This window comes from Mesorhizobium sp. M0772 (genome assembly GCF_040320135.1).
Taxonomy (GTDB): domain Bacteria; phylum Pseudomonadota; class Alphaproteobacteria; order Rhizobiales; family Rhizobiaceae; genus Mesorhizobium.
Map to the genome: position 1 here is coordinate 203,170 of NZ_JAMYPB010000001.1, position 18,375 is coordinate 221,544.

Annotated in this window: 25 protein-coding genes; 10 read left to right on the forward strand and 15 right to left on the reverse strand. The window is 62.1% G+C overall.

The window, feature by feature from the left end; genetic code table 11:
- Window positions 1–22 precede the first annotated feature (22 nt).
- Entirely contained in the window at window positions 23–262 is a 240-nt protein-coding gene (locus tag NKI06_RS00975; protein ID WP_352983554.1) for a BrnA antitoxin family protein, read from the reverse strand.
- A 397-nt stretch (window positions 263–659) separates the two neighbouring features.
- Here NKI06_RS00975 and NKI06_RS00980 point away from each other — a divergent pair, with 397 nt between their 5' ends.
- The 3 genes from NKI06_RS00980 to NKI06_RS00990 all read left to right on the forward strand — a co-directional run bounded on the left by NKI06_RS00980 (window position 660) and on the right by NKI06_RS00990 (window position 2,144).
- Window positions 660–962: an accessory factor UbiK family protein gene (locus tag NKI06_RS00980; protein WP_023672029.1), complete on the forward strand. Its 303-nt coding sequence runs from the start codon at window positions 660–662 to the stop codon at window positions 960–962.
- Window positions 963–1,277: 315 nt separating this feature from the next.
- Complete coding sequence (locus NKI06_RS00985) at window positions 1,278–1,778, forward strand: type III secretion system chaperone family protein (protein ID WP_006202532.1); 501 nt, start codon at window positions 1,278–1,280, stop codon at window positions 1,776–1,778.
- Between the two features lie 6 nt (window positions 1,779–1,784).
- Complete coding sequence (locus NKI06_RS00990; RefSeq protein WP_023672028.1) at window positions 1,785–2,144, forward strand: tRNA-binding protein; 360 nt, start codon at window positions 1,785–1,787, stop codon at window positions 2,142–2,144.
- A 10-nt stretch (window positions 2,145–2,154) separates the two neighbouring features.
- On the opposite strand, the gene NKI06_RS00995 is transcribed toward NKI06_RS00990, so the two are convergent.
- The 4 genes from NKI06_RS00995 to NKI06_RS01010 form a co-directional block, all read right to left on the reverse strand.
- A complete protein-coding gene (locus NKI06_RS00995) occupies window positions 2,155–3,177 on the reverse strand; it encodes a glycosyltransferase family 4 protein (protein ID WP_352983556.1) in 1,023 nt (340 codons plus the stop codon).
- Window positions 3,178–3,399: 222 nt separating this feature from the next.
- Window positions 3,400–4,815 carry an ATP-binding protein gene (locus NKI06_RS01000; protein ID WP_023672026.1) on the reverse strand — a complete coding sequence of 472 codons (1,416 nt, stop codon included), beginning with the start codon at window positions 4,813–4,815 and terminating at the stop codon, window positions 3,400–3,402.
- A gap of 75 nt (window positions 4,816–4,890) precedes the next feature.
- Window positions 4,891–5,610 carry a response regulator gene (locus NKI06_RS01005; RefSeq protein WP_023672025.1) on the reverse strand — a complete coding sequence of 240 codons (720 nt, stop codon included), beginning with the start codon at window positions 5,608–5,610 and terminating at the stop codon, window positions 4,891–4,893.
- A complete protein-coding gene (locus NKI06_RS01010) occupies window positions 5,597–6,130 on the reverse strand; it encodes a MarR family winged helix-turn-helix transcriptional regulator (protein ID WP_023683723.1) in 534 nt (177 codons plus the stop codon). The genes NKI06_RS01005 and NKI06_RS01010 overlap by 14 nt, the downstream gene beginning before the upstream one ends.
- 244 nt (window positions 6,131–6,374) lie before the next feature.
- On the opposite strand from NKI06_RS01010, the gene NKI06_RS01015 reads away from it, so the two are divergent.
- From NKI06_RS01015 to NKI06_RS01025, 3 genes are all read left to right on the forward strand, one after another.
- Window positions 6,375–7,268 carry a branched-chain amino acid aminotransferase gene (locus NKI06_RS01015; protein WP_352983557.1) on the forward strand — a complete coding sequence of 298 codons (894 nt, stop codon included), beginning with the start codon at window positions 6,375–6,377 and terminating at the stop codon, window positions 7,266–7,268.
- 145 nt (window positions 7,269–7,413) lie between these two features.
- Complete coding sequence (locus tag NKI06_RS01020; protein ID WP_023672022.1) at window positions 7,414–7,728, forward strand: hypothetical protein; 315 nt, start codon at window positions 7,414–7,416, stop codon at window positions 7,726–7,728.
- A 230-nt stretch (window positions 7,729–7,958) separates the two neighbouring features.
- Window positions 7,959–8,597 (forward strand): MBL fold metallo-hydrolase, encoded by a 639-nt coding sequence (locus tag NKI06_RS01025; RefSeq protein WP_023683724.1) that lies wholly within the window; start codon window positions 7,959–7,961, stop codon window positions 8,595–8,597.
- A 69-nt stretch (window positions 8,598–8,666) separates the two neighbouring features.
- Here NKI06_RS01025 and NKI06_RS01030 read toward each other — a convergent pair whose 3' ends face one another.
- The 3 genes from NKI06_RS01030 to NKI06_RS01040 form a co-directional block, all read right to left on the reverse strand.
- Window positions 8,667–9,092: a BA14K family protein gene (locus NKI06_RS01030; protein WP_023672020.1), complete on the reverse strand. Its 426-nt coding sequence runs from the start codon at window positions 9,090–9,092 to the stop codon at window positions 8,667–8,669.
- A gap of 192 nt (window positions 9,093–9,284) precedes the next feature.
- A complete protein-coding gene (locus NKI06_RS01035) occupies window positions 9,285–9,497 on the reverse strand; it encodes a cold-shock protein (protein ID WP_023672019.1) in 213 nt (70 codons plus the stop codon).
- Between the two features lie 352 nt (window positions 9,498–9,849).
- Window positions 9,850–10,062 carry a cold-shock protein gene (locus tag NKI06_RS01040; RefSeq protein WP_006202520.1) on the reverse strand — a complete coding sequence of 71 codons (213 nt, stop codon included), beginning with the start codon at window positions 10,060–10,062 and terminating at the stop codon, window positions 9,850–9,852.
- Window positions 10,063–10,536: 474 nt separating this feature from the next.
- Here NKI06_RS01040 and NKI06_RS01045 point away from each other — a divergent pair, with 474 nt between their 5' ends.
- Window positions 10,537–10,953: a Kazal-type serine protease inhibitor domain-containing protein gene (locus NKI06_RS01045; RefSeq protein ID WP_023711155.1), complete on the forward strand. Its 417-nt coding sequence runs from the start codon at window positions 10,537–10,539 to the stop codon at window positions 10,951–10,953.
- 554 nt (window positions 10,954–11,507) lie between these two features.
- On the opposite strand, the gene NKI06_RS01050 is transcribed toward NKI06_RS01045, so the two are convergent.
- From NKI06_RS01050 to NKI06_RS01060, 3 genes are read right to left on the reverse strand one after another with little or no spacing between them, the layout of a single operon-like run.
- Window positions 11,508–11,645 (reverse strand): hypothetical protein, encoded by a 138-nt coding sequence (locus tag NKI06_RS01050; RefSeq protein WP_023695786.1) that lies wholly within the window; start codon window positions 11,643–11,645, stop codon window positions 11,508–11,510.
- A gap of 38 nt (window positions 11,646–11,683) precedes the next feature.
- Window positions 11,684–11,950 (reverse strand): hypothetical protein, encoded by a 267-nt coding sequence (locus NKI06_RS01055; protein WP_023814998.1) that lies wholly within the window; start codon window positions 11,948–11,950, stop codon window positions 11,684–11,686.
- Window positions 11,947–12,216 (reverse strand): hypothetical protein, encoded by a 270-nt coding sequence (locus NKI06_RS01060; protein WP_023672014.1) that lies wholly within the window; start codon window positions 12,214–12,216, stop codon window positions 11,947–11,949. Before NKI06_RS01060 ends, NKI06_RS01055 begins: the two co-directional genes overlap by 4 nt.
- A gap of 321 nt (window positions 12,217–12,537) precedes the next feature.
- Here NKI06_RS01060 and NKI06_RS01065 point away from each other — a divergent pair, with 321 nt between their 5' ends.
- Window positions 12,538–12,720, forward strand: coding sequence for a hypothetical protein (locus tag NKI06_RS01065; RefSeq protein WP_352803953.1), 183 nt, complete (start codon window positions 12,538–12,540; stop codon window positions 12,718–12,720).
- 203 nt (window positions 12,721–12,923) lie between these two features.
- Complete coding sequence (locus NKI06_RS01070) at window positions 12,924–14,558, forward strand: tetratricopeptide repeat-containing sulfotransferase family protein (protein ID WP_352983559.1); 1,635 nt, start codon at window positions 12,924–12,926, stop codon at window positions 14,556–14,558.
- A gap of 7 nt (window positions 14,559–14,565) precedes the next feature.
- Here NKI06_RS01070 and NKI06_RS01075 read toward each other — a convergent pair whose 3' ends face one another.
- Window positions 14,566–14,919 carry a DUF1428 domain-containing protein gene (locus NKI06_RS01075; RefSeq protein WP_023683729.1) on the reverse strand — a complete coding sequence of 118 codons (354 nt, stop codon included), beginning with the start codon at window positions 14,917–14,919 and terminating at the stop codon, window positions 14,566–14,568.
- Window positions 14,920–14,990: 71 nt separating this feature from the next.
- Window positions 14,991–15,419: a VOC family protein gene (locus tag NKI06_RS01080; protein WP_023705894.1), complete on the reverse strand. Its 429-nt coding sequence runs from the start codon at window positions 15,417–15,419 to the stop codon at window positions 14,991–14,993.
- Between the two features lie 218 nt (window positions 15,420–15,637).
- Between NKI06_RS01080 and NKI06_RS01085 the strand changes: the two genes are divergently transcribed.
- Complete coding sequence (locus NKI06_RS01085) at window positions 15,638–16,252, forward strand: glutathione S-transferase family protein (RefSeq protein ID WP_352983560.1); 615 nt, start codon at window positions 15,638–15,640, stop codon at window positions 16,250–16,252.
- Window positions 16,253–16,301: 49 nt separating this feature from the next.
- Here NKI06_RS01085 and NKI06_RS01090 read toward each other — a convergent pair whose 3' ends face one another.
- Together NKI06_RS01090 and NKI06_RS01095 are read right to left on the reverse strand one after the other, a co-directional pair.
- The gene (locus tag NKI06_RS01090) at window positions 16,302–16,475 is read right to left on the reverse strand and encodes a hypothetical protein (protein ID WP_352983561.1); all 174 of its coding nucleotides are present in this window, start codon (window positions 16,473–16,475) and stop codon (window positions 16,302–16,304) included.
- A 146-nt stretch (window positions 16,476–16,621) separates the two neighbouring features.
- Window positions 16,622–18,148: an ABC-F family ATP-binding cassette domain-containing protein gene (locus NKI06_RS01095; protein WP_352983563.1), complete on the reverse strand. Its 1,527-nt coding sequence runs from the start codon at window positions 18,146–18,148 to the stop codon at window positions 16,622–16,624.
- Between the last annotated feature and the right edge of the window lie 227 nt (window positions 18,149–18,375).

The window sequence follows — 18,375 nt, forward strand, 5'->3', positions numbered from 1 at the left end:
CTGATCGTCAGAGATAATGGGCTCAACCCTGCGGCTTGCCGGCGACCAATTGCCTGAGCGCATCGTTGATCCTGTCTTGCCAGCCGGGGCCATCTTCCTGGAAATGGTCGAGCACGGCGCGATCGATCCTGATCGAGACAAGCTCGCGAACGTTTGGTGCGGCGGAGGGTTCGCGAATGGGAGGCGCGGGTTTCTTGACCGGCTTGAAGGCCGCTTCAGCGGCTTCCATCGCATTGGTCGGTCGGCGCGGGGGCGTTGCCATTGGTTGATCCTGAATGAGAGTGACTCTTGCCTGGAGCAAGTCGTGAGGAAAACTAGGCCGCTGGTCTGTGAAGACCAGTAACTTCACTTGGTTCTCTCTGACGTTGCCCTGTATTTGGCTTCAAGCCTGTCCAGCACCTCGTCGCCAGGCTAGACCCGGCCCGCACTGGCATCCGAAATGCCCTTTGCGAGTGCTGCATCGAGTGCTGCAAAGCGCTTCTCCAAGTCCGCACTGTCCGTCACGGCAACCGTCGTTCCAAGAATCCATTTGCGATAATAGCAATCTGTCGGCCGGACCGTGAGCCAAATCGCGTCCGACATGAAGCCGCACCAGCTTCAACGTTCTTGCATTCCGCAGGCAGTGCCACTACGTCAATTCGAGCAAGCGAGGATTTGCCATGTCAACCGGACCGAACCGCATTCTCGATGAATTCGCCAAGCTGATGACCGATGCCGCGGGTGCCGCACAAGGCGTGCGCCGCGAGGTGGAGACTGCCTTCAAGGGGCAGGCGGAGCGCATCCTCAACACCATGGATGTGGTGCAGCGCGAGGAGTTCGAGGCTGCCCGCGACATGGCTGCAAAGGCCCGCGAAGAAAACACCAGGCTGGCCGCCCGCATCGATGCGCTCGAGGCCAGGCTTGCCGAATTGACCGGACAGGCCGCACCTGTGGCTGCGGCAAAGCCCAAAGCAAAAAAATAAAATTTGAACTTTTCCACAAAGCACAATCCGAAAAAATGCTTTGCCGTGAATCGTTTACCGGCAATGCATGAATCTTTGTGACAGCGCCTTTCCACATGCTGATGACGCAGTGCGAAAAATTAGGCTGTTCACGCGACTCCCGATCAATAGACTGAATTTGTTGCATGATTCGGAGCAGGGTCATGCGGCCGGGCGGTGGGGTCCGGTCCGGGGTCTTTGTGTCGTGAAGTCCTGGCCGTCCGAGTTCAAGACAAATTGTTCGTCGTGTGTGCCCCGCGGAGCGTGTGGCGCTCCCCTGAACACAGGAAGCATTCCATGGAACTTCTCGAACTCGAATTCTCCCGCGAAATCCATCCGGTGGATGTCATCGAGCAGGTCGCCCATAACAATGACTGGTCCTTCGAACGGGCCGGCGATGACGAAATCTCGATCTCGGTTGCCGGCAGCTGGACCGATTATCACGTCTCCTTCTCGTGGATGGAGGACTTCGAGGCGCTGCATCTGGCCTGTGCTTTCGACATCAAGGTGCCGGAAGCCCGCGCGCTGGAAGTGATGCGGCTTTTGTCGCTGATCAACGAGCAGATGCTGTTTGGCCATTTCGATCTCTGGGAGCAGGAGGGCGCGATCATGTTTCGCCAGTCACTGCTGCTCGCCGGCGGGGTCGAACCGTCGAGCCAGCAGGTCGAGGTGCTTTTGTCGTCGGCGCTTGAAGCCTGCGAATGCTATTTCCAGGCCTTCCAGTTCGTTGTCTGGTCGGGAACCTCGGCCAAGGATGCGCTGGCCGGCGTCCTGTTCGAGACCTATGGTAACGCTTGAGCTTCCATGAGTTCGAGCAGCGCGCGCAAGCCCGAGATCAGCTTTGCCGATTTTGATCGTGTCGACATCCGTGCCGGCACGATCGTCGAGGCCGAGCCTTTCCCCGAGGCGCGCAAACCCGCGTTCAAGCTGAAGATCGATTTCGGCCCTGAGATCGGCGTGAAGAAATCCTCGGCACAGATCACGAAATACTATGCGCCGGAAACGCTGGTGGGACGGCAGGTGTTTGCGGTGGTGAATTTCCCGCCGCGCCAGATCGGTCCGTTCATGTCGGAAGTGCTCACGCTCGGCTTCCCTGATGAGGAAGGCGCCGTGGTCCTTGGCGCCATCGAGCGCAAGGTGCCGGACGGCGGCAGGTTGTTTTAGGAAGATTGCGTCAGGCGGCCAGCTTGCGCCTTGTGCTCAGCGCCTCTTCGACCGTGTCCATGAACATTTCGGCGCAGGCTTTCCAACTGTAGCGCATGGCGCGTTCGCGCGCCTCGGCGCGGTCGACATTGAGCGCGGCGAGCGAGGCCTCGCGCAGATCGGTCGACACCGCGCCGCCGATGCCGTCGCCGACAATGTCGATCGGTCCGGTGACCGGATAGGCGGCCACCGGCGTGCCGCTGGCCAGCGCCTCGATGATGACGTTGCCGAACGTGTCGGTGCGGCTGGGGAAAACGAAAACATCAGCCGAGGCGTAGATCTCGGCCAGCTCATCGTTCGGGCGATGGCCGAGGAAGTGCGCCTGCGGGTACTTCGCCCTGAGCCTAGCCAGTTCCGGTCCTTCGCCGACGATCACCTTGCTGCCGGGCAGGTCGAGATCGAGGAAGGCGCTCAGGTTCTTCTCGATGGCGACGCGGCCGACGCACAGGAATACCGGGCCGGGAAAGCCGAGGTCCTTCTTCTTGTCCGGGCGGAAGTGATCGGTGTCGACGCCCCGCGTCCACGGCCTGAGCTTGGTGAAGCCTCGCGAGGCAAGGTCCTCCGCCAGCGACTGGGTGGCGACCAGCGTGCCTTGTCCGGAATTGTGGAAATCACGCAGCCAGCGATAGGCCCAGCTCTCCGGCACCGGCAGGCGGGCGCTGAGATATTCGGGAAAGCGGGTGTGATAGCTGGTGGTAAAGGGACGGCCAGCATTGCGGCAATAGCGCCGCGCCATGATGCCGAGCGGGCCTTCGGTGACGATATGGATATGGTCGGTCTTGCGAGCCTCGATCAGCCGCGCGACATGACCGGGCGTGGTCAGCGCCAGCCTGATGTCGGGGTAGGTCGGCAACGGCAAGGTGCGAAAGATGTTCGGGGTCAGGAAGTCGACCGCAACGTCGAAGGTTTTCAGCGTTTCGGTGAGCCGCTCCAGCGTGTGGACGACGCCGTTGACTTGCGGCCGCCAGGCGTCGGTGACCATCAGGATGCGCATGGCGGTCCTTTGCTCGGGTCGACGGTTGCCTTGATGCGATAGCGGTACGGCCCGGCTGCCCTCGCTTCGCTCCACCGCACCCGGGCAGGCACGAGGTCGAAGTAAGGCGGCTGAGCCGAATCAACTGAGGTCGCGCGCTTCATGCGCGCTCTTGACCATGGTTTCATGACGGGCGGATGAAGGTGGTTTTTGGCCGAGCCCGCCTTCCAGATCATGCTTTGGTCAGGCGGGCACCTTGATCACCGCCCGCAGGCCGCCGAGCGGGCTGTCTTCCAGCATGATGTCGCCGCCATGGCTGCGGGCAATATCGCGGGCGATAGAGAGACCAAGGCCGGTGCCGCTGGCGTCGAGGTTGCGCGCCTCGTCGAGCCGCACGAACGGTTTGAACACGTCCTCGCGCTTTTCCGGCGGGATGCCCGGACCGTCGTCGTCGATGGTGACGACGAGTGAGCCGCGGCCGTGATCGGCGCTGATCTCCACCGTCTTGGCATAGCGCAAGGCATTGCCGGCGACATTGGACAACAGCCGGGCGAAAGCGTGCGGGCGCACATGCACGTCCGGATCACCGGCAAGCACGGTCGATAGCTTGCGCTTGTGCAGCGACGCCTCCTCGCCGAGCTTTTGGAAATAGGCCTCGAGATCGAAATGGCCGGCATCTTCCGACGCTTCGCCGCGGGCAAAGGCGATATAGCCTTCCAGCATCGACTGCATGTCGTCGATGTCCTGGTTGAGCGCGGCCTTGGTCTCGGGCTTGCCGCCGGCCAGCGCCAGCTGCAGCTTGAAGCGTGTGAGGATGGTTCTGAGATCGTGGCTGACGCCGGTCAGCATGGCGGTGCGCTGTTCCAGCTGGCGTTCGATGCGCTCGCGCATCTGGATGAAGGCAAAGCCGGCCCGGCGAACCTCCTCGGCGCCGCGTGGGCGGAAATCGCGCGGCATCGGCCGACCCTTGCCGAAGCTTTCGGCGGCCTCGGCCAGAGACAGGATCGGCCGGATCTGGTTGCGAAGGAAGGGGATGGCGATCGTCAGCAGCACCAGCGACGTCCCGACCATCCAGATCAGGAAGATGTGGGTGTTGGAGGCATAGGCCTGGCTGCGGCGCACGAAGACGCGCAGCACCTTGCCCTCGAGCTGGATGCGAACCTCGACGATGTTGGAATTGCCGACCGTGTCGATCCAGAACGGGCGGTTGATCTGGCGGGTGATCTCGGTGGAAAGGACGTCGTCAAGGATCGAGAAGAAGGGCTTGGGTCCAGGCGCGGGCAACGGGTCGGGCGGCAAGAGGTCGACCTTCAACTGCATGCGGTCTTGGGCGATGCGGATGATGTTGGCGTAGTCGCCATCGTGCGGATAGGTCTCGATCATGTCGATGATCGCGGCGATGTCGCGCACGGTGGCCTGCGACAGGCGCTGCGTCACGGTTGCCCAGTGGCGTTCCATGAAGTCGAAGGCGACGACCGACTGCAGAAGGATCATCGGCGCGATGACGATGATCAGCGAGCGGGCATAAAGCCGCTTGGGCATATAGAACGCAACCAGCCGCCAGAACCGCTTCCAGGCACGCGGCATTGCTTTCAGCGCGCGTGATACGCGCGCGCCAAAGCCGCCTTGTTCCGGCCGTTCCAGTTGCGTGGTCGCCATTTATCCTTCCGCTGGGTCAATGGCCGCTGGTCGATGGCCACACATCTATGGCCAAGGGCGGCCGTCAGCGGCATTCTATTCCACGCTGAGCCGATACCCAATACCGCGCACCGTCTGCAGCCAGACCGGATTGGACGGATCGCGCTCGATCTTGCGGCGCAGGCGGTTGATCTGGACGTCGATGGTGCGCTCGCCGACTTCCGAATCGTCGCCGACAAGCTCGTGACGCGGGATCGTTTCGCCGGCCCGCGCGGCAAAGATCGCCAAGATCTCCTGCTCGCGGTCGGTCAGCTTCAGCGCCTCGCCGCCCCGCTTCAGCTCGCGCCTGGCGATCTGGAAGGTGTAGGGGCCGAAGACCAGCTGCTCGACCTTGGGCGTCGTCGCCGGGCCGCCGCGGCGCAGAATGTTATTGATGCGCAGGATCAGTTCGCGCGGGTCGAAGGGCTTGGGCAGATAGTCGTCGGCGCCGGCCTCGAGCCCGGTGATGCGGCTGTCGGTTTCCGATAGCGCGGTGAGCATCAGGATCGGCACGTTCTTCTCCGCCCGCAGCGCCTTGGTGAGGTCGACGCCGGTCTCTCCGGGCATCATGACGTCGAGGACAAGGAGGTCGAAGTCGAGTCCGGCGAGCTTGCGCCTGGCCTCGCCGGCATTTCCGGCGACAGTGACGCGAAAACCATTTTCGGTCAGATACTGCTTGAGCAAATTACGGATGCGGGTGTCGTCGTCGACCACAAGCAGATGCGGCGCGTCATCGTCCGGCGCCGTCGGCTGGTCCACCCTCTCAATGGTCTCCATGGCTTTTCCCTGACATGTTTGCAGGCACAATGTCGATCTGCGCCCTTAGTTCCGGATTGACCATGGCTTCCAGGAATCGTTCGATCAAGGGACGCTCGCTGGCTCCGGAATCTTCCAATGCAGCACGGATGCGGCGTGACTGTGGCCGCGCCAGGGCCAGCGCCAGGGCGCGCCCCTTGGCTGTCGGATAGAGCTCCCGCTGGCGGCGGTCGCGCGGACCCTGCAATTGCACGATATGGTCGGTGTCGATCAACTGCTTGAGCACCCGCGCCAGGCTCTGCTTGGTGATCTTGAGCACGTCGAGCAGTTCGGCGACCGTCAGTCCCGGCCGGCGGTTGACGAAATGCAGCACACGGTGATGGGCGCGGCCAAAGCCGTAATCGGCCAGGATCTGGTCCGGATCGGAAGTGAAATCGCGATACGCAAAGAAGAACAGTTCGATGATGGCGAAGTCGATGCCGTCCTCGTCGGTGATCGGCGTCTTGATCGGTTTTCCGGCAGCTGGGCTTCGATCCGTCATCATTTCTCCGTCCATAGAGGGAAATTATGTCAGTACTATTGACGTAATTTCCCCGCAATGGTAATTTTTGACAAGCTTTTCGGCTGAATGCGAACGAAAAGGCAAGGGAGTGCGGTTTTTCCGGAACTTCCTGAGTTTGCCAGAGTTCGATTCTCCGCTTACGCTTCAAGGGCCGCCCGACGCGGCTGTCGCGCAACAAAAACAACACCAATGATATGCGGGTCGCCGCCCGCGGGAGGTTTCCATGGCATCCGTTCCCTTCGACCAACTGGGCGGCTTCATCTGGATCAACGGCGAGTTCGTCAAATGGGCCGACGCCAAGATCCACGTGCTGACCCACGGCCTGCACTATGCCAGCGCCGTCTTCGAGGGCGAGCGCGCCTATGGCGGCGCCATCTTCAAGCTCAACGAGCACACCGAGCGTCTGCATGAATCGGCGCGCCTGCTCGGCTTCAATATTCCCTATTCCGTGGCCGAGCTCAATGACGCCTCGACCACGCTTCTGGAGAAGCAGGGTTTCCAGGACGCCTATGTCAGGCCGATCGCCTGGCGCGGCAGCGAACAGATGGGGGTGTCGGCGCAGAACAGCCGCATCAACTGCGCCATCGCCATCTGGCAATGGCCGAGCTATTTCGACCCGGCGCAGAAGCTCAAGGGCATCCGTCTCGATCTGGCGGAATGGCGCCGGCCCGATCCGAGCACCGCGCCGTCGAAGTCGAAAGCCGCGGGCCTCTACATGATCTGCACCATGTCCAAGCATGCCGCCGAGGCCAAGGGCTATGCCGATGCCATGATGCTCGACTGGCGCGGCCAGGTCGCCGAAGCAACGGGCGCCAACATCTTCTTCGTCAAGGATGGCAAGATCCACACGCCGAAGCCCGATTGCTTCCTCGACGGCATCACCCGCCGCACCGTCATCGGCCTCGCCAAGGACCGCGGCCTTGAAGTCGTCGAGCGCGCCATCATGCCTGAGGAACTCGCAGGCTTCGAACAGTGCTTCCTCACCGGAACGGCAGCGGAAGTGACGCCGGTCTCCGAGATCGGTCCGTACCGATTCGAGGTCGGCGAGATCGCCAAGACTTTGATGAACGACTATTCTGCTGCGGTGCAACCTAAGCATGCGATAGCCGCAGAATAACGAAAGTCACAGCTTTTTTCGCAAGCAGGGGCGGTTTTGAGGCCGGCCCCTTTATTTCAGCATCTGTGCATTTGACTTTCGTATAATTCAGCGTCTCATGATGGTGTCGGCCCGGGAGGCTGGCAGCTATGGAGGGACTAGGTACATGGATACGAATACGCTCATTGCGCTCGTTGTGCAGGTAATTGCAGGTGTTGTCGGTGGTCAGGCGGTCGGCGTTGCGCTGAAGAATGCGGCGATGGGCCAGCTGACCAAAATCCTCGGCGGCGCCGTTGGCGGCGTCGGCGGCGCGGCGATCCTCGGCAGCCTGCTCGGCGGTACGGCCGACCCGGCAGCGGCTGCCACGGCAGCGGGCGGATTGGGTGATACGCTGAACCTCAAAAACCTGCTCGGCGGCGCCGGCGGCGGCGCCATCCTGACCGGCATCATCGGTGCGGTCATGGGCGCGATGAAGAAGTAAGCCTCTAGATCATTCACCGTTTCACGGCGAATGATCTAGTTTGTTGTTTTACGCAATTCCGGACGCAAAACCGCTTTACACTTTTCCTGGAATTGCCCGAGACTCAGGCTTCGTCAAATGGGCGGCCGTTGGGCCGCCCATTTCTGTTTTGGGACGGACTGTTTGCCTTTCAGCAGTGGACGGCCTTCGCCCGCGCCTCTACATCACGCTGGAACAGCGAAAGGACAATCATGGGTCAGCTCAATGCCGGCATCGTGCCGGTCACGCCTTTCCAGCAGAACTGCACCATCCTGTTCGACATGGATGACAAGCATGGCGTCGTCGTCGATCCGGGCGGCGACATCGACAAGGTGCTGGCGGTGCTGAAGGACAATGCGATCACCGCCGCTGCGATCTGGATCACCCATGGCCACATCGATCACGCCGGCGGCGCCATGGAGCTGAAGGAAGCACTCGGCATCGAGATCATCGGCCCGCACGAAGCCGACAAGCTATTGCTCGACAATCTCGAGAACCAGGGCCAGCGCTACGGCATTGCCGGGGCGCGCAACTGCGTGCCCGACCGGTTTCTCGCAGAGGGCGAGACGGTTTCGTTCGGCTCACATATGTTCGAGGTGCTGCACTGCCCCGGCCATGCGCCCGGCCATGTCGTATACTACAATCGCGCGGCGAAGTTCGCTCATGTCGGCGACGTGCTGTTTCGCGGCTCGGTCGGGCGCACCGACCTGCCGGGCGGCGACCATGCGGCGCTGATCGCCTCGATCAAGGACAAGCTTTTGCCGCTCGGCGACGAGATCGGCTTCATCTGCGGCCACGGCCCGGGTGGCCGCTTTGGCGAGGAAAGGCGGACCAATCCCTTCCTGACTTAGCGATGTCTTTCTGCCAACAAAAAAAGCGCTGGCCTTGCGGTCAGCGCTTTTTTTTGGGGCAGGGAAGCCTCAATTCGCGACGCAGAAATGCTGCTCACCGTCATTGCCGGTGAACGTGCCGCTGCGGGCATTGAAGCTCCGGTAGCGGTCCGAGCAGTATTCGTACCAATCGCGGGTCCACGGCTCGGCATAGCGGTCGGCATAGACGACCCGCGGTTCGGCATAGTAACGGCGCACCGGCGCCGGCCGCACTTCGCGATAGTCATAGTCGTCGTCATAGCTGCTGTAGCGCGGCTGCGGGTTGCTCAGCGCACCGGCGATCAGAGCGCCGGCCGCAAGGCCGACGACACCGGCCGCAAGCGCGTCGCCATTATGATGACGACCATGGCCATGATGCCAGCGGTTCCAGTCCTTGGCATTGGCGGCAGGCAAGGTGGCGAGGGTGGTCGCGGCGAGAGCGGCGCCCAGGATGGCGGTCTTGAAAATGCGATTCATTTTGGTCTCCTTCGTGCCGGCCCGGATAGTTTTCGGGGATGCGGTCCAGCCTGGGGGACGATTAATAGAAGACCGTGGCTGAACGGGGGCTGAACGGAATTGGCTGGCACGATCCAGTTCTTGCGGCAAAACCAAGCGCGTACGCAAGGCGCTCCGCCTCGTCAATCTCCGTCCGGACTGTCTTGAGCCGGCTTAGCCGACCGACAGGTTGACGGCCTTCGGACCCTTGCCGCGCTTGTCCGGCTCGGTGTCGAATGTCACTTTCTGTCCATCCTCCAGACCGGAAAGACCCGAGGCCTGCACGGCCGAAATATGGACGAAGACATCCTTCTGCCCGTCGTCGGGCGTAATGAAGCCGAAGCCTTTGGCATGATTGAAGAATTTGACGGTGCCGGTCTGCGGCATGGGAAGCTCCCTTTGATCCCATAAAGTCCAGTTTCGGGCCGGCAAATGCCCGAAGGGAAATTTGTCCTTTATTTTAGCGCTATCGGCAAGAGAAAGTTTTGGCGACGGCGGCAACGCTGAAGGCTGGTCAAATAGATTGTTGCACCGAAGGCAATTCGCGCCAGACGATTGCTCCGGCGATCAGCCACGCCATGGACCGGTAGAGCGTCCTTTGCCTGCGGCGACGGCGGACATGAAAAAGGCGCGACCAGAAACGTCGCGCCTTCGAAACTCTGGACGGCTGACAAAGCCGGTTCAAACACGCTTGAGGTGCTTTTTCGAGCGCCCTGACGGGCGCGCGGGCACCGCCGGTTCAGGCCGCGCGGAGGTTGACCGCCTTCGGACCCTTGCCCATGCGGTCGGGTTCAACGTCGAAGGTGACCTTCTGGCCGTCGACGAGGGTACGCAGGCCCGAGGCCTCGATCGCGGAAATGTGGACGAACACATCCTTGGCGCCGCCGTCGGGCGTGATGAAGCCGAAGCCTTTGGTCGCGTTGAAGAATTTAACGGTGCCGGTCTGGGCCATTGGGGAAACTCCTTCACCCGTGTCAGTCTTGTGGTTTGCCCGCCGCCTGGCATCGTGGGCAAGTCCCGGTGGTTGCTTCGGCAGTCCTGCATTTGCGCATGGTAAAACCCCCCGCCGAAAACGGGGCCGTCAGAGATTCACAGTATCGGGGAAAGGTCGTCCAAAACGTTCCGCTCTCCGGGTCGCAAATGCCCGAACACAAAATTTATCGCACGGAAACGTGATCGTTGCAAGATAGCGCCGCGGGCCGCGTCCATCGACGCGTCCCGACGCAGGCGCTTCGATAAACCCGGCCTCTTGAGAGTTCACCAGCCAGAGCCCGGCCACGCATGGTCCAGCGGTCTGGTCCAGGGCCAAACCAATGCGCGGGCCGGGCATCGCATGGCTCCCGCGCCGCAAACGGGGGTTGCATTTGGCAAGGGAATGGCGAGGATCGACAGGCGCGTTTTGCGCCGGCTCGAGGGAGGCATATTCATGAGATTTCTTGCGACGATCTTCTCGCGCCAGGGTTTTACTATTCTCTTCCTGTCGGGTCTTCTTGCGGCCTGCACCGTCGTCGTCGATGACGGGCCGGGACCACGTCCGCGCCCGCCACGGCCGGAACCGGAATTCTGCACCAGGCAATACGAGCCGGTCTGCGCGCGGCGCGGCGGTGACCGCCAGACCTTCGCCAATGCCTGCCTTGCCGAACGGGAAGGCTACCGCATCGTTCGCGACGGCCCTTGCCGCGACGGCGGCGGTGGTGGCGGTGGTGGCGGCGAAGAGCCGACATTCTGCACGCGCGAATACGCCCCGGTCTGCGCCCGCCGCCATGGCGAACTGCGCACCTTCCCCAACGCCTGCGAGGCCCGTGCCGCCGACTACCGCGTCGTCGAGGACGGCCCCTGCTGATTTTTCCTTCTCCCCTGTCGGGTGAGTCCGCCGGGAGGCGAATTCACCGTCCCACTGGCACGATAAAAGGCGGCGAATGCCGGGACCCTGCGAAGCAGCGGGGACCGGGCGGGTGGACCGGACCACCCTTGGTCCTTCGCAGGCTCAGGGCGTTCGAAACTCGAAAAGCCAACAATTGGCTTTTCGTCTGCTGCGCGGACCGCTTCTCACCCCCAAGGGAGAAGGCAAGGTCGCGGATCGGAGTGGTTGCCTACGCCGAATACGCCCCGTCGGCCGGGCCGGCATAAAGCTCTGCGCCGTCCTCGTCGCAAATGCGCAGACGGTCGGGGATCTGCGGCATGGCGAGGCTGTGGAACAGCGCGGTGGCGCCCTGCAGGGCGGCGCGCAGGTTCGGCGCGTCCAGCGATACCTTGTCGAGCGTGGCTTCGTCGACGTCGCGCGAGCGGCTCGACGAAGAACGTCAAGCAAGCCTCCGTTGCAGAGTTTTGCGCGAGATCGTCAGTCCGAGATCGTCAGTCCATTGCCGGCAGGTGCGCCAGGCGCGCCCTGCCTGGTCAGCCTTTCGACTTCGGCTTCAGGCTGCTCTCGGCTTGCTTGACCGAGGAACCGAACGGGGAGGCGGCCTTGGCCACCACCTTGTCTTTCCTGGGCTTGCGCGTTTCGCGATTGCTGCGCTGCTGACCCTTGGCCATCTGTCTGCTCCTTCGTACGTGCTGGGGTGGGTGCGGTGTCAGACGGCCGGGCTGTCGGGGACAGCCGGGGCGTCCGCCACTTCGAGGTTGTCTTCCGTGGTGACCCGCTCATAGGTCTCCTCCTCGCTGCGGATGCGATATTGCGGCGAGCCATCCTTGACCGGCAATCTGCTCTTGATCTGAAACAGCTCGGCCGTCTGCTGGGCGAGCCCGCTGCGGCTCTTCATGCGCACGGTCTGGCCGATGGCGAAGAGGTGCGAGGGCGTGTCGGTGCGCGGACGCGCATTCTGCTGGAAGCGGATCATGCTGCGTTCTCCTGGTCGCGCCTCAGCGCTGTTTCGAGTTCGAGGTAGTCGATGGCGACAAGCTGGCTGGTGGCCGGGTTCTTCACCGCCCTTGCCGGCAAATGGATGAAGGTAGCGACGCGACGCCAGGCAAGCCGCGACATGCCCTCGATCAGCTCTTCGTCGTGATCGATGTCATAGTCGCCGGCTGGCAGTTGCCCTTCCAGCCCGCCAAGCACGAAGGGTGCCGCGAAATGGGCGATGGAACGGGTGGTGCGATCCGGCATTGGCTTGGCTCTGGTTCGTCGATGCTTTCCGGCATCAACCGGGAACTCAACCATCGGCGATTGGAATGAGTTTGGCGGGTCGAGTATCTCCGACGCCGCTATATGCCAAGCTTGGCCCAAAAAACGATCTCAGACCAATAATCCGAAATTGTTGGCTATTCAAGCTGATTTCCGCCACGGCTCGACGGATATAAAAAATTTCTCGTATAAACCCCTAATAAATCTGCTATCCTGGAACAATATCAGCCAGTTTCTTATTTAGAGAGCATCGGAATAATTATTCCAGTGCCTAAGATTATTTTTTACGAAAGGGAAAAATATATGAGGATCATGAAAACGCCGGATCGTCCGACCGCAACAATCGAGCCAATCGTCCTCTTCCCCAAGGCAATATCAGTGCGCCTGACGATAAGAAGCGACGAAGCGGCACGGCGCAAGATTGCCGACACCGACGGCACGCAACGGCGGGAGCGCCGGCTCGCCGAGAGCAACCGGCTGATTTGACCGGGCTGCGCTGCTTTGGGTTCAACCGCAGCAACACCTTGTCCGGACCGAAGAGGATATCCGGCCGCACCCTTGAATCTATCTCTTCCATGCCTTAGGTCCGGCAAGCGGACAAACACGGCAGGTTTCCCATCAACAGAGATCAGAGAAGAGCGGCGGGTGCTGGAGCTGGCGGACAGCCGCCGCTGGGCCTCGACCAATATGTGCAGCAGGCGCTGCAGCTGCATCAGGGCGGGCGCCGGCAGGAGGCTGAGACGCTCTACCGGCAGGTGCTGGCGCGCAAGGCCAATCACCCGGCGGCGGCGCATTTCCTGGGCCTGCTGCTGCACCAGACCGGGCGCAGCCCCGAAGGGCTGGAGCTGATCGAGCAGTCGGTGCGTCTGCAGCCGAAGAATCCGGATTTCCTCAACAATCTCGGCACGGTGATGCGCGATCTCGGCCGCATCGCAGCGGCCGCCGATTTCTTCCGCGGCGCGGTAGATCTCAAGCCCGACCAGCTCGCGGCACGCGATAATCTGGGTTCGGCGTTAAAACAGCTCGGCCAGTTCGAGGCTGCGGAGGACATCTATCGCGGCACAATCGGGCGCAATCCCTTCCATGTCCGCGCCCGCATCGGGCTGGCCGAAACGTTGCAGGAAGCCGGTCGTCTGGACGAGGCGCTGGCGACCTTTCGCGAGGCGCTGATGATCCGGCCCCGGGATGCCGACCTGTTGCACGGGCTCGGCGTCGGGCTGATGGAAAAAGGCAAGCTCGGTGAAGCGGCCGATCTGTTCCGGCAGGCGGTGGCGATCACGCCGGGCATGGCCAAAGCCTGGCTGATGCTGACGCAGGTCAAGCGCCAGAAGGAGCGCGACGCCGAACTCGCCGGCATGGAGGCCCAGCATGCCAAGGCGCCGGCCGACAGCCTGGCACGCATGCAGCTGTCCTTCGGTCTCGGCAAGGCCAATGACGATTTGAAGGACTACAACAGGGCCTTCGACTATTTCGCTGAAGGCAATGCGATCCGCCGCAAGGGCATCGATTATGATCCGGTCAGGACGCGGGCCGAATTCGAGGCGATGAAGACGGTGTTCAACGCCGGCTTTTTCGAAAAGCACAAGCCAAGTGCAATCTCCGACGACACGCCGATTTTCGTCGTCGGCATGCCGCGCTCCGGCACCACGCTGGTCGAACAGATCATCGCCAGCCATCCACAAGTCTATGGCGCGGGCGAGCTCAGCATGTTGAAAACCGCGGTCGGCAAGCAATTTCCGCTGACCATGCCGGGAGGTTTCCCCTGGGGACTGGTCGATGTATCCGACGCGGAGTTTGCGGAGGCGGGCCAAGCCTATCTCGACATGCTGCATGAGCGCTATCCCAACTTCAGGCATGTCACCGACAAGATGCCCGGCAACTTCCTGCTCATCGGCTTCATCCATATGATGCTGCCGAAAGCCAGGATCATCCATTGCGCGCGCGATGCGGCGGCGACCTGCCTTTCGATCTACAAGGTGCATTTCCGCGGCGACAACCATCGCTACGGCTATGATCTGGGCGAGCTCGCCGATTTCCACAACATCTACACCGACATCATGGCGCATTGGCGCGATGTTCTGCCGGGCGTCGTGCATGACGTGCGTTACGAGGATTTCGTGGCCGACCAGGAGGGACAGACGCGGGCGCTGATCGCGCATCTCGGCCTGTCCTGGGACGACAAGGCGCTGTCGTTCCACGAGACCGACCGTCCGGTGCGCACGGCCTCGGCCGCGCAGGTGCGCCAGCCGATGTATCAGGGCTCGGTCGATCTCTGGAAGCGCTATGGCGACAGATTGAAGCCGCTGCTGGACAAGCTGGCCTGAGCAGCGGCTAAAGCTCGATGAAGGGCTGGAAGCCTCCGAAGATCATGCGCTTCATATCGAAGGGCATAGGCCCCAAATCGGGCGTCAAACGCGGATCGGCCATAACCTTGGCCATTACCGCGTCGCGGCTTTGCCTGGATGAATAGACGGCCCAGGCGAAGACGACGATCTCGTCGTCTTTTGCCTGAACGGCACGCGGAAACGAGGTCAACTCACCATAGGGCACGTCGTCGGCGATACATTCGACATAGGCGAGCGCTCCGTGTTCCTTCCATATCGGGCCTGCGAGGTTGGCCAGCTTCTTGTAGTCATCGATATTTGCCTTCGGCACGGCGAGCACGAAACCATCGACATAGGACATCAGGTTCTCCTTGGAGTATCTCACAAAGCTCCTTACCGGCGTCAGCCGGTGAGGAGCTTTGTCAGCGGTGGTCAGTCTTTCTTCGCCGGCGCGTTCATCGCCCATTCGACCCCGAAGGGATCGCGCATGTTGCCCCACTGGTCGCCCCAGAACATCAGCTGCAGCGGCACTGCGACTTCGCAGCCGGCATCGACCGCGCGCTTCCACCAGCCATCGATCTCGTCGGCGCCGAGATGGAGCTGCATGGTATAGCCCTGCGGCTTGACGGCAGGCATGCCGTTTTCGGGGTAGAAATCGGAAATCATCAGCGTCGAGCCGTTGATGTGGAGATGGATGTGCATGGTGCGGCCCTGCTCATCGGGCGGATAGAAGAACACCTGTTCGGCGCCGAAGGCCTTCTTGTAGAATTCGGCGGCCTTGAAGGCGCCGTCCAGCTGCAGATAGGGGGTCAATCCACCGAGAACTTTCGCGGCCGGCTGAATGGGGGTCTGGTCGGTCATGTCTTGTTCCTCTTTGGGTTTGGTCTGGGCGCTTGGTCTGGCCTTTGCGAACCTCAGGACGAACGAGGCGGCGGCAATCCTACATGTCTGATGCGATTTTTTGGGCCGATGCGATTTTTGGGTGAAATGAACTTGCGTCGGCGGCGCACAATCAGAGCGCAATCCTCGCTGTCAGCAGGCTAGAAAGGGGACCGCTTCTTCAACCCGCTGAGACGACAATGATCCTCTATTACCAGACCCATTCGCCCTTTGCGCGCAAGGCGCTCGTCTTCGCCCATGAGGTCGGGCTTGCCGACCGGCTCGAGGTCATTCATCACGAGACCAGCCCGACCTTGCGCAATGCCCGTGTCTACGCCGAAAACCCGCTCGGCAAGGTCCCGGTGCTGCTGCGGCCGGATGCGCCGCCGCTCTTCGATTCCGATGTCATCTGCGCCTATCTCGATACGCTGCATGACGGCCGCAAATTGCTGCCGCCAGATGGCGAGGCGCGCTGGCAGGCGTTGCGGCTGCAGGCGGTCGCCCAAGGCCTGGCGCAGACGGGCATAGGCCTGCGCTGGGAGACGGAAAGGCGGCCCGAACAGTTGCGCTATGCGGCGCTTGCCGAAGGCTACCGGGAAAAAATCGAGGCCAGCTATGACTGGATCGAAAGCGCGCTGGACGACGAGACATCGCTCCATATCGGCCATATAGCGCTTGCCACCACGCTGTCGTGGATGGCGTTCCGCCAGCTGCCGTCCTTTCGCGCGCGGGCGCGGCTGACGCGCTGGTTCGAGGCGTTCGAAAAGCGCCGATCGATGCAGGCGACGCCGCTGTCTGGCGATACGCATGACTGAGCAACGGTCGCCCCGCGGCGGCCTGCATCGATCTTTCCCGACCGCATGGTCAGGGCGCCCTGCAGATCTGCGGGCCGTTTTGCGCGTCGATGAGGATTTCCGGCCAGCCGATATCCTTGCGCAGTTCGATCGGCAGGGCCAGAAGCTCGCGCTCGCTGCGATAGCGGGCGCGGTTCTGTGCGTAACGGGCGGCGACGCGGCCTATGGATGACAGGATGGACATGATGCGTTCTCCTCAGATGAAGCCGGCATCATCGTGTCGGCATCCCAAGGACGCAGCAGGTTCAGGCGATCCGACAGAGCGCTGAAAATATTCTGGGAGATGTGAGACCATGGCCGCAACACAGTGCGGCCCATGGTGGTAGTTCCTCAGCCCGCCGTTTCAGCCACTGAGCGGAAGAAATCCTCGGGGTCTTCGACTTCGGTCAGCTTCCGCTTGTCGATCAGCCAGAAGCGGTTGCCGATGGCGCGGATGAAGGAACGGTCGTGCGAGGCGAGCACACAGCTCGCCTGGTGCTTGAGCAGTTCCTCCTCCAGCGCTTCCTGGCCGTCGATGTCGAGATGGTTGGTCGGCTCGTCGAGCAGGTAGAAGTTGGGGTTGGCGAGTCTCAGCGCCAGCATCATCAGCCGCGCCTTCTGGCCGCCGGACAGCACGCCGATCTTCTTCTCCTGCATCTCAATGACAACGCCGGCGCCGGCAAGCAGCGAACGGGCGCGCTGCTCGCCGACATCGTAGCGGCGCGAGACCATGGCCAGCGGCGTGTCGTCGCCACTGATGCCGGCCAGCGCCTGGTCGCTGTAACCGAGCACCGTCGACGGCGTCACTTTGACGTTCGGCACCGTGTCAGGCTCGGAGATGGCATTGCGGATCAGGTTGACGAAACGCGACTTGCCGACGCCGTTGCGGCCGAGCAGCACGATGCGATCGCCCTGGCAGATGTGGCGCTTGCCGGTCTTGAACAGCAGCATGCCGTCCGGCGTTTCCACCCTGGCGTCGTCCAGCGTAATCAGCATCTTGGCATGGGTGCCGCGGTTGGCCAGCCGGATCGCGCCGGCTGATTTCTCGCGATGCGCCGATACCGCGTCGTCTTCCAGCTTCTCCGCCCGTTCCCTGAGTTGCTTGGTCTTCACCGTCAAAAGGTCGCTGCCGGAATTGATGCCGATGTTGTTGAGCTTGGCGGCCTGCTTGCGCAGTTGCTGCGCCACCTTCATGTCGCGCTCGAACCGGCGCGCCGTCGAAGCGTCCAGGTCGTCGAGCGCTTGCCTCGCCCTGAAATAGGGCAGTGCAAACACCGGCGAGTCCTCCGGGCGCAAGAACAGCGTGCGGTTGGTGACGGCGTCGAGAAAGGCGCGGTCGTGACTGGCGATGACCACCGGCACCTCGCGAGGCAGGGCGTTCAGCCAGCTTTCCAGCTGGCTGATCTTGGCGAGGTCGAGATGGTTGGTGGGCTCGTCGAGCAAAAGCACATCGGGGTCGGTGACCCAGACGCGGGCAATCAGCGCCAGCCGCTGCCATCCGCCGCTCAGCGCCTGCATCGGCCGTTCGCGCATCGGCTCGGGCACGTCGAGCGAATCCAGCACCACATCGACGCGCCACATCTCGCTGTCGGCCTGCTCGGCCGGCAAGGCATCGGCCACCACCTGATGGAAGCTGCGGCTAAGAAGGGCAGGCGGAACCGACTGCTCGACATGGCCGACACGCAGGCCGCGCGTGCGAGAAATGTCGCCCGAGGTCGGCTCCAGCGCGCCGGTCAGGCATTTAAGCAAGGTCGACTTGCCGCGGCCATTGGCGGCGACGATGCCGAGCCGGTCGCCGGCGCCGATGGTGAGGTCGAGATTGGAAAACAGCGGCGCACTCATGGTGACGCCGAGGGATTTGAGGCTGATCAGGGCCATTGCGATTTCTCTGGTCTCGCCGGAGACAACTCCGGATGCACTTTGACGGTGTGCTTGCCGGCCATCAGGCTCAGCTTTGCGCACCACGAAGGGCAGACCAAAAAATCGAAACGGGAAAAAACCCGTGATGTCCCTGGTCAGCCCTGCAAGCGAACCCGCAGGGCAGAAATCGGGCCACGCTGACGATGGTGATCGATAGACACGCAGCCCTCCTTTCAAGACAAAAC

Coding starts and splice junctions, on each gene's coding strand:
- NKI06_RS01090 (WP_352983561.1), bottom strand. CDS start 16,475: ATGTCCATCCTGTCATCCATAGGCCGCGTCGCCGCCCGTTACGCACAG.
- NKI06_RS00975 (WP_352983554.1), bottom strand. CDS start 262: ATGGCAACGCCCCCGCGCCGACCGACCAATGCGATGGAAGCCGCTGAA.
- NKI06_RS00980 (WP_023672029.1), top strand. CDS start 660: ATGTCAACCGGACCGAACCGCATTCTCGATGAATTCGCCAAGCTGATG.
- NKI06_RS01040 (WP_006202520.1), bottom strand. CDS start 10,062: ATGGCCCAGACCGGCACCGTTAAATTCTTCAACGCGACCAAAGGCTTC.
- NKI06_RS01065 (WP_352803953.1), top strand. CDS start 12,538: ATGAGGATCATGAAAACGCCGGATCGTCCGACCGCAACAATCGAGCCA.
- NKI06_RS01060 (WP_023672014.1), bottom strand. CDS start 12,216: ATGCCGGATCGCACCACCCGTTCCATCGCCCATTTCGCGGCACCCTTC.
- NKI06_RS01085 (WP_352983560.1), top strand. CDS start 15,638: ATGATCCTCTATTACCAGACCCATTCGCCCTTTGCGCGCAAGGCGCTC.
- NKI06_RS01030 (WP_023672020.1), bottom strand. CDS start 9,092: ATGAATCGCATTTTCAAGACCGCCATCCTGGGCGCCGCTCTCGCCGCG.
- NKI06_RS01045 (WP_023711155.1), top strand. CDS start 10,537: ATGAGATTTCTTGCGACGATCTTCTCGCGCCAGGGTTTTACTATTCTC.
- NKI06_RS01080 (WP_023705894.1), bottom strand. CDS start 15,419: ATGACCGACCAGACCCCCATTCAGCCGGCCGCGAAAGTTCTCGGTGGA.
- NKI06_RS01005 (WP_023672025.1), bottom strand. CDS start 5,610: ATGGAGACCATTGAGAGGGTGGACCAGCCGACGGCGCCGGACGATGAC.
- NKI06_RS01095 (WP_352983563.1), bottom strand. CDS start 18,148: ATGGCCCTGATCAGCCTCAAATCCCTCGGCGTCACCATGAGTGCGCCG.
- NKI06_RS01020 (WP_023672022.1), top strand. CDS start 7,414: ATGGATACGAATACGCTCATTGCGCTCGTTGTGCAGGTAATTGCAGGT.
- NKI06_RS01015 (WP_352983557.1), top strand. CDS start 6,375: ATGGCATCCGTTCCCTTCGACCAACTGGGCGGCTTCATCTGGATCAAC.
- NKI06_RS01000 (WP_023672026.1), bottom strand. CDS start 4,815: ATGGCGACCACGCAACTGGAACGGCCGGAACAAGGCGGCTTTGGCGCG.
- NKI06_RS01025 (WP_023683724.1), top strand. CDS start 7,959: ATGGGTCAGCTCAATGCCGGCATCGTGCCGGTCACGCCTTTCCAGCAG.
- NKI06_RS01050 (WP_023695786.1), bottom strand. CDS start 11,645: ATGGCCAAGGGTCAGCAGCGCAGCAATCGCGAAACGCGCAAGCCCAGG.
- NKI06_RS00985 (WP_006202532.1), top strand. CDS start 1,278: ATGGAACTTCTCGAACTCGAATTCTCCCGCGAAATCCATCCGGTGGAT.
- NKI06_RS00990 (WP_023672028.1), top strand. CDS start 1,785: ATGAGTTCGAGCAGCGCGCGCAAGCCCGAGATCAGCTTTGCCGATTTT.
- NKI06_RS01055 (WP_023814998.1), bottom strand. CDS start 11,950: ATGATCCGCTTCCAGCAGAATGCGCGTCCGCGCACCGACACGCCCTCG.
- NKI06_RS01035 (WP_023672019.1), bottom strand. CDS start 9,497: ATGCCGCAGACCGGCACCGTCAAATTCTTCAATCATGCCAAAGGCTTC.
- NKI06_RS00995 (WP_352983556.1), bottom strand. CDS start 3,177: ATGCGCATCCTGATGGTCACCGACGCCTGGCGGCCGCAAGTCAACGGC.
- NKI06_RS01075 (WP_023683729.1), bottom strand. CDS start 14,919: ATGTCCTATGTCGATGGTTTCGTGCTCGCCGTGCCGAAGGCAAATATC.
- NKI06_RS01010 (WP_023683723.1), bottom strand. CDS start 6,130: ATGACGGATCGAAGCCCAGCTGCCGGAAAACCGATCAAGACGCCGATC.